Raw genomic sequence first — 16,686 nt, forward strand, 5'->3', positions numbered from 1 at the left:
TTAATCAAGCATGAGATACCAATAAATTGCTATCTCATCACTATCTTTATCTAAACCTCTGTAGACGTAGGAATCGAAACCTCCGATGACAAAACCACAGCTTTCGTAGAATTTACATGCGCGGACATTATTATTTTGTGTCTCCAGCATGATTCCCGTCATACCGCCATCCTTCGTCCAGCGTTTAGCCTGTTCGATTAGTTTTTTACCGACACCATATCCTCTGTATTGCTTATCCACTTTGATATCTTCCACATAGGCATATTTGTTCCAATTTCTTTTCAAAACAATTTGACCCACAACTTGATTATTTACGAGCGCTACATAAATGATTTGATGGGGATTGCCGATATAGTTCGAATAATCCACAAGCGTATCTTCTTCAAGCTGTTCATCATCGTAGCTTTTATTCCGAAGAGGGCTCTCCTTCACCGTATATCCGATTCGCTGTCCCATTAGTTGCAAGACAAGGGTAGAGTCTACGATAAAGCTCCCATCAATGTTTGAACCACACTCATCGTCCCCAGCCCTCAGTTCTCTAATGAAAATATCCATATTCGTCCTCCTATATTTTTATTAGGTGCGAATAGAGATATAAAGGGGGACCACGGACTTCAGCATGTAAGATTCGATTCTCTAGATAATTGTACAATCATTGCTTAGCAGGTGCGACAGCTTTTTAATCGTTAAGCCCGTTACCATTCGTTACAACTAATTTAAGGTTCTGGCTTCTTAACTACTAATGAGCACAAACAATCTGGTATCAGTAAATATGTTAAATACTCGTACTTTCCATCCGACACACATTCGCCTTCCAAGGGTACAGTAAATGACCTAGGAGGAAGAGAAAAGCCTTTTCCTTCTGCTTTCATGACGGCTTCTTTACGTGTCCATATTCGATAAAATGCCTGACGCTTGGCATCTGATGTCAGTTGACTGTTTACAAATTCGATCTCCTTTTCAACAAATACTACTCGCATGACATCGGAAGCGTCATGGTCTGTCCGCTCCACGTCGATACCCACTTTATCCCAAGGTGCAATGACACAAGCAATTACTCCTCTTGTATGCGAAAGATTAAAAAACAGATCTGGCTGAGCCTGTGACGGAATCAAATAGGGCCGACCGTATGCATTTTTCATAAATCGAACCTGATCCGGTTGCAATCCAAGCCGTACGCCTAACAAATTTTTGAGGAATACTCGACCCAAAAGGAATTCGATCCGCTTTTCCTCCACCCGATACGCTTCATAGGTCTTTCGTTCATCATCATCCAAATAGTGCAGATAGTGCTCCATTTCTGAAAGTGTTGTATGATCTGGAATCTCTAGCCAATATAGGTTTAATCCGTTGTTTTCGCCATTATTAAATAACCACTTAGGGGTGCTTTTCACCATACTCCGATGTACAAACAATAATGTTTTCTCCCTCCCCTTGTGGTTTACCTTCTCCTTAACTTTTGGTTCAAGTTAATCATGTAAGTTGATTTTTCACTATCTGAGTGATGTCATCTGTATGATCATTTATAAAGAAGTGCCCTCCGTTAAAATAAACGATCTGACAAGAAGACCTCGTATAGGACTTCCACCCGTCCATGTCCTCAGCATTGGCAATTGTGTCTTTGATTCCACTCAAAATTACGAACGGAACGTCAAGAGGTTCTCTTCCTTCTGGCTGATGATAAGTCTCAACCAATTGAAAATCTGCTCGCAAGACCGGCAAGAACAATTTTAGTAGCTCCCTATTCTCAAGTACTTCTTGTGGGGTCCCCCCCATCTCCACTAGTTCCTTTACAAAATCGTCGTCGGACATTAGATAACGTTTTCTCTCCTCAATTATGTGAGGAGGACGCCGACCGGATAAAAATGCACATACCGGCAAAGGCAAATTCTCCTTCCGAATGTGCTGCATTAATTCAAAGGCAAGTAAGTTACCCATGCTATGTCCAAATAGTGCATATGGTTCAGAAACGCACTCCCGATCTATTTTTTTTATGAGGTCCTCTACAGCATCTTCCAAGCACGTAAAAGGCTTCTCATTAATCCTTGCTCCCCGTCCGGGAAGTTCCATGGGGATAACTTCCACTTGTGGTGAGAGGAGATGTTTCCATTTAAAATAGAAGTTAGCTGAACCTCCTGCAAAAGGAATAGCGAATAGTTTTATCGATTGCATAACTTTGCCCCTTATTTCGGATATTTCCATGCCTTTATGAATTTCAATAATTACGAAAAATAGGTACGAAACTGATTTTGCACAATTAATAACGCACAAGTACACTTGGTTTATCGCTTCATCTCCACAGATAAAGCGATAAACCCTTATACCCATCTGGCTTGACTTAACGTGCTTCTGCTATCGAGTTTACTGGTTCTACTTAAGCTCGATTTTTACATACTCTGGGTAGGATTTTAGTACGGAGAAGTCGTTTTCAAAAATGACTTTGTCACCTTGCACGTCAATTTCCTTGAACCCGGAAAACTTATATGTAACGTACATCATGCGGTTACGATCTGTCTTGACGAACTCCGCCTTCAAACGGACACCATGCTCTTTAGCCATGTGCAACACATGGTTGATGATGATCGATCCGATACCCCGCGACATCACTCGGCAGGACATCAGGAGCAATTTGAGTGTCCACTCTCCCTTCACTGTGCAATCAATCAGAACCAGTCCGATTTTGCCATAGGTACCGAACTTGTCGTTTAATTCCATAATTAGTAGGAGATGGTCTTCTGACTGGCGTAGCTCGTCCAATTCTTCATAGGAGTAGGTGTATCCGGTGGTGTTCAACTGGTTTGTGCGAACCGTCAACTCTTCAGCGCGCTGCAGGTCATCCTCAGTCACTTTGGTGATCGCCAGGACCATACCAAGGGATGCGAGAAACTCTTCTTTGGGACCAGTAAAGTTTTCTTCGAGCTTGTTTCGCTCGATATCGCTGCGATACATCTGGCGGCGTATCTTCGAATCGGACGTGATAAACTTTGGTTTCATCTCCTGCATGTCTAGCAACCCGGTCAGATCGCCTGCGTCGATGCACATCACTTCCGGCAGTTCGAAAGCCACTTCCTCCCACTCAAACGCCTGATCGTCAATAAAGGCGACCGTATCTAGGCCAATGTTGATCGAGGATACGATAGAACGGATAGACGATGACTTGGAATTCCAATTAATTTGTGGATAGAGGAAGTATTCTCCGAGACCGTATTCTTCAATTTTTCTCCAGGCGATTTCATGTTCGTTCTTGCTTGAAATGGACTGCAAGATGCCTCTTTTGTCCAGTTCTTTGATGATATCCAAGACTCCGTCACGCAGACGTACGTTTTGATCTTCCATGAGGACACCATCCCAGATCGTGTTGTCAAGATCCCAGATGACACATTTTATTTTCTTGTCGGTCTTCCGTGCAGTTGTGGGTTTCATACCACAGTCCCTCCTGTGCTGTCCACCGTTAGGCAGACTTCCCCAAGTTCTTACTTTCTAAAAAACATCAATCGAAAACCACGAATGAACGTGTTGTTATCATCCATAGCAAAAGCCTTCCTGCGCGTTAAGTGTAAGTATAAAATCCGCGGCCTGTCTTACGGCCGTGAAGACCAGCTTCCACCATCTTACGCAGCAGGGGACAGACTCGGAACTTGGAATCTTGGTAGCTCTCGTACAGGATATCCAAGGAGTTCACGACCGTGTCGAGGCCTATCAAATCGGCCGTCTCAAGAGGTCCCATCTTATGCCCGAAGCATTTCACAAAGATCTCATCGACATCTTTCGGATCGGCGACCTGATCTTGCACCACGAAGGCAGCTTCATTCATCAAGAGATGTGACAGACGGTTGGAAACAAATCCTGGCAAGTCGTTCACTAAGATCGCTTCCTTGCCCATCGTGGCGAGAAAGTCCATGGTCGCCTGGATGGTGTCCGTCGATGTGTGGTAACCCTTGATCGCTTCCACAGTCGGTTTCATGGGCACCGGATTCATAAAATGCACACCGATCACTCGATCCGCACGCTTCGTAAGTCCGGCAATCTTGGTGATCGAGATGCAGGAAGTGTTGACCAGTAAGATCGTACGCTCTGGACAGACTCGATCTAAGATCGGATACACGCTTTGTTTGATATCCCACACTTCTGGAACATTTTCGACGACCAGATCGGCATCATTCAGACTTTCGTAGTCGGTGGTGAACGAGATTCGCTTCATTACATCACCGACCGGCTCAAATTCCAGGTTATTGTCATAGAACCCCCGGAAGCGCACATTTTGGTAAATTTGAGCTTCCGCCCTTTGCAAAACCTCTGCAGTGAGATCTATCAAAATGACCTGATGGCCGGCCTGAGCAGCAGTTTGTGCTACTCCGGCTCCCATCACACCTGCTCCAATCACTCCTATGCGCATGTTGATCCGCTCCTTTTTTCTGGCTCCCGTTGCAAGTCCGGTACGTTTTACACGGACTCACTGCTTCCATTACCCGCTCTGAGCAACGCGGGCACGATATGCTCGCGGAACAAGCTCAGGGGTAACAGGGAGGATTCGTACAGCTCGCTTGTAATTGCCGCAACCATTTGATAGGCAGGGAGAACGATAATGAATTGACCGCCATAGCCGAGAGCAAAGTAGAACAAATTGGCCCCTTCTAAAGGCTGTTCACGATCTAGTGGGCCGACCCACCAATGACGAGCGTAGTGGCCAATGTTTTCATAGGTCATAAATTGCGGGGTCATCGAATTAGACACCCATTCCTTCGACACGATCTGTTTCTTACCGTACCTACCCTCGTTGAGATACATGATGCCGAACTTGGTCATGTCCAAGGTATGCATCATCATCCCGGAGCCACCGTTGTTGATGCCCTGTGGATCTTCGTGCCAAATGTACTCAGTAATGCCCAACGGTTTGAACAAGTGTTTATCAGCAAACTCGGACGCCTTCATGCCGCTGACCCTCTGCACAATGGCTGTCAGAAGATGCGTAGCGCCTGTGTTGTAGTTCATCCGCGTTCCAGGATCACATTCCAACTCCCGCTCTAGAACGAATCGCACCCAGTTTGATGCGTAAAACATGTGGCTGAACGCTTCCCATTCGCCAAACTCCGGCCAGTGATACCCTGGCGTCATTGTCAACAGATGATTGACCGTGATCGACCGTTTGCGAGGGTCCTGCTCCAACTCCGCATATTTAGGGAAAAAATCGAGGATTGGCGTATCCAGACTCGGGATAAGCTCTTGGTCGAAGCAAATGCCGACCAAGGCCGAGACGATGCTCTTAGTCACCGAGTGGATTTTTTGCGGTTTGCTTTCGATCTTTTTGTTTTTGTAGTATTCGAACACGCAATGCCCGTTCTTAATAATCAGGCAACTGGTGACCTTCTCCTTTTGCAGTCTTTTCTGCCATTTTTCAAGGTGATTCGGGTCAAGCCCCTGATCCTCCGGCTTTGTAAACGGAAAAATAGCAATAGTCTTGCCGTTTGCTTTCATCGTCAGGGTCAACTCCCTTGAACGGACGTGTATTGTTGGGTGAAGTGTTTTATGAACCCGATAAATTGCTTGTGCAGGGTTTGGAGCTTCTCTGCCGCCACTCGGTCTTGATTGACCACCATGCGGAGTTCGACCGTGGCGGCCTGCCATTCGATTCCAAAGTCATAAGGGGCGAGCCTCTCCCCCTCCTCCGCGAACGCTGCGAAGACGGTACCGCGCTCCGCAAGCAGCCGTGCGCGATAAACGTCCTCCCCATCATAAGCAAGGTTAGCATCCGCTTTTACTGCTGCTACCAGGCGAAACAGGTCGCCAAAATTAGAGTGGTGTTCCCTCTCGAAAACCGCTTGACAGGCCTTACCGCTCTTGACGAGATGCAACGCAACGTGAGCGGCTTGTGTCACTTCCGCCAGCACGTAGAGAAACAGACCTTGCAGGATGTCGGTGACATTCGCCCGCTCCAAGGCGGCGATCTCATCCAGTCGCTCCATCAGATCGGAGGTCATCACATACCGGTACGCTATGGTCCCTGTTCCTGCCGCATAGTATTCTCTCGGAAGCAGAATTCCCTTCAACGCCTTAGCACCCGGTGCTTTTACAGTCTCGGTTACCTTATCTGTGAGTTGCGCTATGGTAGCAAACGTAAACAAGTCGGCTATTGTCAGCTTGCCAGGAAAGCGCTCTTGTAATTGATTGTGCAGTTGGATCAGTAGGATCGAATTTCCCCCGACCTCAAGGAAATGATCATAAACGCCAAATCTGTCATGCCCGAGCACCTGTGTCCACAGCTCATAAAGGGACTGCTCCACAGCACCAAGCGGTTTGATAGACGCTTCCGAAAATCCAAGTGCCTTACCGCTTGCGCGGAGCACACTTGCATCCACTTTACCGTTGCTCGTATACGGGATGGTGTCCACCTGATAGAAGAAGGCGGGCACCATGTAAGCAGGCAATGTGTCTTGTAAAAAGGTGCGCAAATCCTCCGCGACGAGAGGAACAGCGGCTGTTAGATATGCGCAAAGCTCAACAGGGCGGCCCGGTGTGACACGAGGCAGCACAACCGCCCGGTGAACCCCATTGAATTGGCTCAAGTTGTACTCTATCTCTCCCGTCTCAATCCGGTATCCGCGTATCTTCACCTGATGATCAGCTCGTCCCAGGTATTCCAGATTGCCATTGGGCATCCATCTAGCCAGATCGCCCGTTTTATACAATACATCGCCCGGTAGATAAGGGTTGGATAGGAAACGCTCGGCTGTTAATTCCGGGCGGTTCAGGTAGCCACGTGCCACCCCTTCCCCGCCGACATAGATTTCGCCTGTCATGCCGGGGGGTAGCAAATTCATGCCACGATCCAACACATACAGCGATAAGGTGGGTATTGGACGCCCAATGTTGCAGAGGTTAGACTCAATCTCCACATCATCGATCTCCTTGTACGTCACATGAACCGTTGTTTCCGTGATGCCGTACATGTTGATCAACGTTGTCTGAGGATAGCGGCAGCGCCATTCGCGCAATTGATAGGGTGCGAGCGCTTCTCCGCCAAAAATCACGTTCCGCACGTGCAAGATCTGTTCGGGATGCCTCTTTTCTTCCTCGATTAGCTGGTAGAACATCGTCGGGGTCTGATTAAGGATTGTGACTTTTTCCTTGCTTAGCAGTAGACGAAACGCCTGCGGATCGCGTGCGGCCTCTTTCGGTACGAGAACAAGTCGGCCGCCGTGCAGTAAGGCCCCGTACATCTCCCAGACGGAAAAGTCAAAGCAATAGGAGTGAAACATCGTCCAGACATCATCCGGTCCAAAATCAAACAAGTTCCGTTCGTGGAAGAATAGGCGCACGACGTTGCGATGTTCGACCATGACCCCCTTCGGCAGTCCGGTTGTGCCGGACGTATAGATGACATAAGCAAGATGCTCGGGCTGGGAAGCGGGCGGTGGATTGCTCGTGTCCCTCTCTGTCAGTGCATCCTGCAACTGCAAAATCTCAATGGACGTTCCCAACGCCTTATCCACATGTTCCGGTTCGGTGAGCAGTACGCAAGCCCCACTGTCTTCCAGCATGAAACGGATGCGATCCGGCGGATAGTCTGGATCAATCGGTACATACCCGCCACCGGCTTTCAGCACTGCAAGCATCGCCACGATCATCTCCGGCTTGCGATCCACCATCAGAGCGACCAAGCGATCAGCACCTGTACCCTTTTGTTGAAGTCGTCGGCTAACACGATTAGCCTGCTCGTTGAGCTCCCGGTAAGTCAGGGATTCCTCTCCACATACGACTGCGATGCGGTCAGGTGTTCTGACTGCCTGAGCTTCAAACAGCGAAGTGAGGGTCTCGTGTTCCGGATAGAGGACGAGGTTTTCACGGGCGATGCTCAACTGCTGATGCCGCTCCCGAGTCGAGACCAGCTCCACTTCGAGTAAAGGCTTGTCCAAAGACTGCAGAATGACGCGAACCAAATCTCGAAAATATCGCTCGATCATCACCGTATCTTCCTCAAGATAGACGAGTGCATTATATGTCATATGAACCTGAAGGGACTCCCCTGGCACAAAGATCACATGAAAATCGTATTGGGTCTGCTCGTAAGTCTCGACATCAGTGATTGTAAATCCCGTCTCGGAGTCACTCGAACCAAGCATTTCTTCATGCAGCAGATAGTTTTCAAACGCGATGATGTGGTTGAATAGATTTTGTTTAAGTGAAGACCTCGAAAACACTTGGTGCAAGGGGAAGTATTCATGGGGGTTTCCTTCCACCGTATTTCGCTGCACTTGCTGCAACAGGTCTGAGAAAGAGATATCGTGACCATCTTTAATACGCACCGGTATCGTATTGATAAAGAGTCCGACCATGCGCTCCACTCCAGGAAGCCCCGCGGGCCGGCCGGCAACCACAGCCCCGAATATCACATCATCAGTGTTGTTACATTTTTGAAGCAACACTCCCCACAGCGTTTGCATGACGGTATAAAGCGTGACTTGCGTTTCCTGGGCGATCTGGTGCAGTTGTTTTGTAACCGTTTGATCCAACGCGAACGATCTCTTGCGCATTTCGAACTTACCTGGCGCGAGGATTGTACCCGTTCGAGGAAGCAAGGCAGGCTGATCATAGCCCTCCACTACTTGCTCCCAAAAGTTGGCGGCTAATGACCTGTCTTGTGCTTCCAGCCACTTGATGTAGTGGCCATATGGGTAGGGCGTCTCCAAAATTGGTTCATTCCCAGCCAGAAGACTCCGGTAGATCTCCGTAAGCTCGTGAAAAATCACGCCCAGACACCAACCGTCCATCAATATGTGATGGTAGGTCAGGATGAGTTTGCAGGCTTGCTCCTCTGTACGAAGGATTGCAGTCCGAATTAAAAGGTCCTTTGTCAGATCAAATCCGCGCTCCAAGTCACAGCGCTTGAACTCGGTGACTGCACGCTCCCGCTCCACCGTCTCAAGCTCACGATAATCCTCCAGCTGAACTTCCGCCTTACGATGACGCAACACAATCTGCAGAGGCCGCTTTTTTTTGTGTGTAAAAATTGTCCGCAGGATGTCATACCGATCAATCAACCGCTGGAAGGCCTCTTGGAACAACTTCGGTTCGATCGTTCCGCAAATACTAAATTCCGTTTGAAGAACATAATCGGTGCTCTTCTGATTCAACAATGACTGAAACAGGAGACCTTCCTGCATAGAACTGAGCGGATAAATATTTTGAATCTCTATTTTTTTTGCCATCGTGTCATCCCTCGTCTTCCAAGCCCAAGTCTTTCAGGGTAGCGGCGACCTCGTCTGTGAGTTCGTCCAACTCCTCGATGGACAGGTCGTTATAATACAGATCACTCGGCGTCAATTCGATCGTTTTACGGCTTGCGCAATGATCAATCAGCATCAGCAGTTGATCCCGATACAGTTCAGCAAATTCACGCACCTGTGCGCGGTCGAACTGCTGGTTATGGTAGTCAAAACTGATCGTCAGAACACTGTCGATCACACGGCCGTTGATCAACAGGGCGTAAAGGCGTTCTGAACGGGGCGAAATCGCACGACCGACTGGCAGATCTGACAGCAACAACAGATCTTGCGGCACCGTCTGGTCGAACTGCCCCAGATAGTTAAACAGAATCTGCGACGCAAGCGACGGTAGCGCTCGTTCGCCTTCGCGCCGGGTCAGGTATTTGAGGACACCGTAGCCAAGTCCCTTGTTGGGGATGCGGCGCAAGCTCTCTTTGATGTATTTGATCTGGCCACCGATATCGTCACCAGTTAATGCGTCGAGCAGTACCGGATACAGCGAAGTAAACCAGCCGACGGTGCGGGAAACATCCAGATCTTCCTCAAACGGTTCCCGTCCATGCCCTTCCAGATCGATCAACACCTGATTCAACCCGGTCCATTGATGGACGGCCCTGGCGAGCGCTGTCAACAGTAGGTCATTGATCTCCGTGTTGTATGCATGGTTGGCGTCTTGCAGAAGTCGGCGCGTCTCCTCTGGCGTGAAGATGACTGTCTCCAGTGCGCTGTCCAACATGCGCGGACCCTCGGCCAAACTCTTCAGGTTGGGAAGTGGGCGTAAATCAGCCCGTTCCAGCGTCATCCAGTAGTCCCGCTCCTGCCAGAGCGCATCGCTTTGGGCGTACTGCGCTAAGCGAGCTGCGTACTCCTGGAAGGACATCGTCTTGTCCCCAAGCGAGACCGTCTCTCCCTGCAACGCTTGCTGATAAGCAATGGAGAAATCACCCAGCAAGATGCGCCACGAGATACCGTCCACCACGAGATGGTGAATAACCAACAGTAGATGATCTCCTACTTGGGTCTTCATGAGAGCGCCTTGAACTAGCGGACCTTTGGCCAAACTCAGTCCGGCCTGCAGGTGATTCGCCTCCCGTTCCATTCTATCCTCCAGATTCAGTTCCGCTCGGAAATCAAATACTCGCCAGCCGAAAATGCTGTCTTGGAAGAGTCTATTGTGTGCTCGTACAGCAGTACCCTCGCGGACGAACACCATTCGCAGTGCGTCGTGATGTTCTACCAAAGCTTGCAGCGCGGCCTTTGCGGCTCGTTCGTCCAAACCGTGGCGACCCTTGATCAGCACGGCATGATTGTAGTGATGAGGGTCGGTCAGATCTTGTTCGAAGAACCAATGCTGGATCGGCGTGAGGGTAACCTCGCCTTCCTCCCCTGCTGAGCACCCATCCACTTTGCGCTCTTTTTTCTGGACAAACAGACTCATTTGTGCAATCGTCGGGTATTCAAATAGATGCTTGATATCTGCTTTGTAGTCGTACTTCATCAGCGCAGACACGATCTGCAAAGCACGAATCGAATCTCCCCCGAGTTTGAAGAAGTTGTCGTGGATACCTATTGGCTGTCGACCAAGCACTTTCTCCCAGATGTCGACGAGGATATTTTCAACTTCGCTGCGAGGTACTACATAACCTGACTGCGAGGAATTTGTCTCGTAATCGGAAGCCCGTAGAGTTTTACGATCGATCTTCCCATTTGGCGTGAGCGGGATTCGGTCGATCTGGATAAACTGCGTAGGAATCATGTAATACGGTAGGAAACGGCTCAGATGGCTTCGCACCGCTTGCTCCTGCACCGGCTGGTTCGACACCAAGTACGCGCAGAGATACCGCTCCCCTGCTTGATCTTCTCGGTCGAGCACGACAGCTTCACGAATGCCATCATAACGCTGCAACAGCGTCTCAATTTCCCCCGTTTCAATTCGATACCCACGCACCTTGACCTGATCGTCCAGACGCCCCAATAATTCGATCGACCCGTCTGCTCTAAAACGCCCCAGATCTCCCGTTTTATACAGGTGACCATGTTCGGTGAAGCGGTTTGGCACGAAGCGTTCTGACGTTAATTCTGGACGGTTCCAATATCCTTCAGTGACTCCTTCCCCGCCGATGCAAACCTCTCCGGGTATGCCGATTGGTACGGGTTGCCCGTTCTCGTCCAGGATGTATATCTGCGTGTTGGCGATTGGTGTCCCGATGCAAAGCTGATTATTCTCGCGTGACAGTTCAAACGCGGCCGACCAGACGGTGGTTTCTGTAGGTCCGTACATGTTGAAGAGACGGGCGTCTGTCATCCGTTTCAACTCAGTAGCAAGATCTGACGGGAATGGTTCCCCACCTACAAGGATCGTGCGCAAGGAACGCAGGAATCGGCGAGACCCCTCTTCCTTGACCAGAGCCTTGAGTCGCGACGGTGTGCTCTGCAACATCGTCACCGGACGCATGACCTTTGCTTTGACAGCCGTCTCCTCTTTGAAGGTGGCACGCAGGGTAGCGAGCTGCTTCAGGCCTTGGATCACGTCATCCGGCGCCAGACCAAAATCGACTAGACAGGCGATCTCATCAACTCCGATCGCGGCCAGCCTGCGAACGAGTTGCTTGCAAGACTCCTGTGTTCCAAGCAATGCGGAAGTTTGCCAGTAACGTTCGAATCCGTAGTCGAGCAACGTCTGCATCGTTTCCTCGTCACCCAGTTGGTCGACTGGGACATTCAGGGTCTGTGCGAGGTTGCGAATCAAACTGAGGCTGGAGCGTAGATAGTCGCAAAATGGCTTTCTGACCATGGCTTTCACAACTTCGAGTTCATCACCTATGTATGTATGGAGCATCAGCGCTATGCGTCCGCTGTCGGCCGCATATCCATGTTCCTCCAGAGTGCGTCGATACAGACCGATGTTCTCCGCCAGCTCCTCTGTGTCCTGTCCAAGCAGATGGGTGAGCACGTTGGCTCCGAGCTTGCCTGCTTGGACGAACGTTTCTCGGCTACCGGACGTGGTGACCCAAACTGGCAGTTCGGCCTGCACAGGTCGTGGATACGTCTGTACCTCGATCTGTTGCCCTACTCCATTTAGAACCGACACCTTCTCCCCGCGCCACAACCGTTTGACTTCCTCGATCTGGCGGAACATCTCCTCGTGACGCATCTTGTAGACATCCGGCTGCAAGGCAAAGTCGTCCGCATGCCACCCAGCGGTAAACGACAAGCCTGCGCGACCGTTCGACAAGTTATCGACGACCGCCCATTCCTCTGCGATGCGCAGCGTGTTATGCAGAGGCGAGACCACACTGCCCGATCTCAGTTGCAAGTGTTTCGTGACCATAGCCAACGCAGCCGAAATGACCGACGGATTCGGATACAATCCGCCAAATTCATGAAAATGGCGTTCCGGTGTCCAGACTGCTGTAAAACCGTTGTCGTCAGCAAACCGGGCGGAATCGAGCAGCAATTGGTACTTACCGCCCTCTTGAGAGTGATCATAGCTGGAGAAAAAGAACAGAGAGAAATCCATGTTCTGAAGATCCCCCTGCCCATAGCGGTCGAATCGTTCGAACGGCTTTTGCTCCGGCAATATGACCTGTATCCCCCGTGTCAGCGTCCAGAGCTGTTCCAAGACGGAAATGTCAAATGAGAACGTCGTCACAGCAAGCAGCGCGTCATCCTCCTGCGGCTGCACACGCAGATCCATCCCGGCAAAAAAATTGCTGACATTGCGATGTGTGACACATACGCCCTTGGGCTGTCCCGTCGAACCGGAAGTGTAAATAACGTACACCAGATCTCTCGACGTCTGCACGGCAGGCAGGTTGTCCCTCAAGCCAGTGAACAGTTCCTCCCGATCCAGCAGAAGTGATTGCATGGTATCCGGCACTTGGGCCAAAAATGCCGTTTCTGTCAGTAGAAGAGCTGTACCACTGTCTTTCAAAAGATAGTCGATCCTATCTGGGGGAAACTGCGGGTCAATCGGCAGGTATGCGCCACCCGCCTTAAGAATCGCCAGCAGCGCCGCGACCATCTCCGGGCTGGGCTCGGCCATCAGACCGATAATTTGCCCCGGTGTTACGCCAGTAGCGCGCAGACGGTGGGCTAATTGGTTGGCCCGTTCATTCAGTTGTCTGTACGTCATGCTGCGGACGCCTTGTACCAACGCCGTCCTGTCCGGCGTCTTGGCAGCTTGAGCTTCAAACGCTTGATGGACAAGGACGTCCCAGGCGAATGGTACTTCTGTCCGGTTGAACCCGAACAGAATCTGTTCCCGCTCTTCCTCCCCAAGAAAATCCAAGTCACCGATCCGATCATAAGGTCGTTCCATCGCAGCCGTTAGGAAGCGACGTAAGTGGCCGGAGACGCGGCGGACGAACGCCTCTTCATAGACGAAGGCGTTGTAACTCAGTCGAATCGTCAATTCGTCCCCTGTCTCGACGATCAGGTTAAAGTCGTAGTTGGTCTGCTCAAACAACTTCACCTCAAGAATCTGAAACCCAAGTCGCTCTTGTCGGCACGCCTTGGTCAGTGCCTGCACCGGGAAATTCTCAAAGATCAGCAGGTTCTGCAACAACTGCTGCTTCAATTCACTCCCGTTCTGTGATTCACGCAATGGGTAGTGATCAAATGGTTGCGCTTCGATGCTTGCGCGATGAACTTGCTGCAAGAGATCTGCGAACGAAGTCTCTGGGCTGCTCGACACCCGCACAGGGACCGTGTTGATAAAAAGTCCCACCGCTTGCTCAATACCCGGCAGGTCAGCCGGGCGGCCGGACACGACCGTGCCGAACACCACATCATTGGTTTGGTTGTATCGCTGGAGCACCGCCCCCCAGACTGTCTGTATCAACGAATTGAGTGTTACACCCTGATCGTTGGCAAAAGCACGGATCCTCCAGCTCACTTCCAGATCGAATCTGTCAACCAGTTCTCGAGGATCGTAATGCTCCGGTACAGAGGGTCTCTGCTGCGGTACGACGGCTGTCTGCCCATACTCCTCCAACCTTCTACGCCAGAACCTACCCGCCTGTTCCTCATCTTGACGGGACAGCCAATCAATGTAGCGGCTGTAAGGATAGGCACGCACCGCCGAAGTAGGGTCACCATTACGGAGGGCTTCGTAGTTGGCGAACAGTTCTTCCGAGATAATTCCGATGCTCCATCCGTCCATCAAGATGTGGTGGTAGGAGATCACCATCGTGTACTTCTCTGCATGCGTCTGGAGCAGTGCCAAGCGAATCAACGGATCTTTGGACAGATCGAATCGGTGTTCCAACTGACGGAGCTTAAAAGATTCGACTGCGTCCTGTTTTCCGCTCTCCGGCACGTCTGTCAGATCAAGAAACTCCAGATCCTTGGGCCAGCTCGAAAAGACGACTTGCAACGGCCGCTTTACTTTCTCAAATATGAACGTCGTGCGCAACACATCATGACGCTCTATCAACAGATGGAAGCTCTTTTGCAATAAATTGGCATCGAGATCGCCTTCAAGCAAGATCTCATACTGCTGTAAATAGGCACTTGTCTCTGGGGTGAGGAGGGAATGAAACAACATCCCCTCCTGCATCGGTGACAAGTGGTACATGTCTTGGATGTTCTCTTTCTTCAACTTTGTCACTCTCATCCCACCCATTTGATTCTCACTAATTGTATCTCGTCAGAAATTTTTATCGATCAGGTCGAACACATCTTCCAAATCTTCGAGATCCAGCCCCTTCGCACTGAAATCGCTTGGGGTGAATTCGACGCTATCCTTACTCTGGCAATGCGTGATCAGCAATTGCAAGCTCCGCTCATACAAAGCCACCAATTTCGCGATTGTCTGGTCATCGTATTCATCCGCGCAATATTGGAAGTCGAGTCTTAAACACCCATCCGATACTCCGCCGTTGATGTCAAGCTTAAATAGCTGCTCACCTTGGGGGCTAACTGCCTCACCGGGCGACATAGTCGATTTGGAAAACGAGGAGGTCATTTCTTGCAGATCACCCCATTGACCGAGATAGTTGAAGGATATTTCCGGACGGATCTCTTGGAGTTCATTCCCTCGATATGCACGCAGGATTCCATAGCCGATCCCCTTGTGAGGAATACGGCGTAGGGTCTCCTTGACTTCCTTGATCATTCTGGAGATGTATTCATGTTCATCATTAACCGCCGGAAGGACGACGGGATACATCGACGTGAACCAGCCGACGGTGCGATGGACAGATAGTCCGATCAGCGCGTCTTCGCGCCCGTGACCTTCCAACTGTACTACCACCGACTCGTGTCCGCTCCATTCCCGCACAGCTATTGCCAGCGCGGTTAGCAGTAGATCGTTGATCTCAGTCTGGTAGACCCCGTGTACGTCCTTAAGCAGGGCAGCGGTCTGATCTGCTGAAAAGTTCGCGGTCAGAGTCCGCGATCGCGCGTTCTTCCGGACACTAACTTTACGGTCGGCTGGCAACGGACGGATCACAGTGGCGGCGACAGATTGCCAGTAGGGGAGATCGTTCGCTCTCATGGCGTGCTCTTGCAGAGCCTGATTCCACGTCTGATACGAGTCGGTCTTCGCTGGGAAGCGAATCGCTTCGCCTCGGGATGCCTGCTCCCAGCCGGTTACAAAGTCCTCTAGCAAAATTCGCCACGACACGCCATCCACGATCAGGTGGTGGAAGATCAACAGCAAATGATCTCCGTTGCTCGTTCGAAAACGCGCTACCTTGACCATCGGACCGGCAGCGAGGTCGATGGAGTTCTGCATACGGTTCGCCACGTTTTCAATCTGTGTTTTCAGTGCCTCAGAATTTAAGTCAAGCAAGTCGTGGCTCTCGAAATCGAACAGCGTCTCGTCCAAGCCGCGATGATTTGCGGTGATCAAACCTTCTTCTTCACGAAATACCAGACGCAACGCATCATGGTGTGCCACCAGTTCGCCCAGCACCGCTTTCAGACGCTGATCATCCAACTCCTCTAGGCTGTGCAGAAGAAGCGACTGATTAAAGTGGTGCTTCTCAACGCGGATGTTCTCAAAGAACCATCGTTGCACCGGAGCCAGAACCAACTCTCCCTCTACCGGTCCCTGAACGATCGTTCTGCTTGCCTTTGTGACGAACGGGGCGACCGAGCGAACAGTGGGGTTGCTAAAAAGGTCTTTGACCTGCAGACACAGGCCCTCTCTCATCAGTTGAGACACCACTTGGATCGCTTTAATCGAATCGCCGCCCAAGTGGAGAAATGAGTCATCCACTCCGATAGGTTTCACTCCGAGCACATTCTCCCAGACAGCGATCACCCGTTCCTCGACCTGCGCACGTGGAGCCGCGTACTCGTTCTCCCGCTGCAGATGCCCTCTCGGGTCCGGTAGTCGCTTGCGGTCGAGCTTGCCATTTGGCGTGAGCGGCATCTCCGCCAATTCCACAAAGTACCCCGGTACCATATACCCCGG

At 50.6% G+C, this 16,686-nt stretch carries 9 protein-coding genes; all 9 read right to left on the reverse strand.

The features are described from left to right. Positions 1-555, reverse strand: a complete 555-nt coding sequence (locus tag FB479_RS24830; protein ID WP_142067061.1) for a GNAT family N-acetyltransferase — start codon at positions 553-555, stop codon at positions 1-3. 161 nt (positions 556-716) lie between these two features. Beyond that, a complete protein-coding gene (locus FB479_RS24835) occupies positions 717-1,415 on the reverse strand; it encodes a 4'-phosphopantetheinyl transferase family protein (protein ID WP_142067062.1) in 699 nt (232 codons plus the stop codon). A gap of 58 nt (positions 1,416-1,473) precedes the next feature. Continuing rightward, on the reverse strand, positions 1,474-2,172 hold the full coding sequence (locus FB479_RS24840; RefSeq protein ID WP_185746411.1) for a thioesterase II family protein: 699 nt from the start codon (positions 2,170-2,172) through the stop codon (positions 1,474-1,476). A gap of 198 nt (positions 2,173-2,370) precedes the next feature. Continuing rightward, positions 2,371-3,423, reverse strand: a complete 1,053-nt coding sequence (locus FB479_RS24845) for an HAD-IIIC family phosphatase (RefSeq protein WP_142067064.1) — start codon at positions 3,421-3,423, stop codon at positions 2,371-2,373. Positions 3,424-3,550: 127 nt separating this feature from the next. Then, positions 3,551-4,396, reverse strand: a complete 846-nt coding sequence (locus FB479_RS24850; protein WP_185746412.1) for a 3-hydroxyacyl-CoA dehydrogenase family protein — start codon at positions 4,394-4,396, stop codon at positions 3,551-3,553. A 47-nt stretch (positions 4,397-4,443) separates the two neighbouring features. Next, positions 4,444-5,475: a serine hydrolase domain-containing protein gene (locus tag FB479_RS24855; protein ID WP_164724476.1), complete on the reverse strand. Its 1,032-nt coding sequence runs from the start codon at positions 5,473-5,475 to the stop codon at positions 4,444-4,446. An 8-nt stretch (positions 5,476-5,483) separates the two neighbouring features. Next, positions 5,484-9,206 (reverse strand): non-ribosomal peptide synthetase, encoded by a 3,723-nt coding sequence (locus FB479_RS24860; RefSeq protein WP_142067066.1) that lies wholly within the window; start codon positions 9,204-9,206, stop codon positions 5,484-5,486. Between the two features lie 4 nt (positions 9,207-9,210). Next, entirely contained in the window at positions 9,211-14,874 is a 5,664-nt protein-coding gene (locus tag FB479_RS24865; protein ID WP_185746413.1) for a MupA/Atu3671 family FMN-dependent luciferase-like monooxygenase, read from the reverse strand. Between the two features lie 39 nt (positions 14,875-14,913). Then, the coding region (locus FB479_RS24870; protein WP_255438622.1) for a condensation domain-containing protein at positions 14,914-16,686 on the reverse strand (1,773 nt) is incomplete at its 5' end.

Origin of the sequence: Brevibacillus sp. AG162 (assembly GCF_006715575.1) — a bacterium.
Classification (GTDB): domain Bacteria; phylum Bacillota; class Bacilli; order Brevibacillales; family Brevibacillaceae; genus Brevibacillus; species Brevibacillus brevis.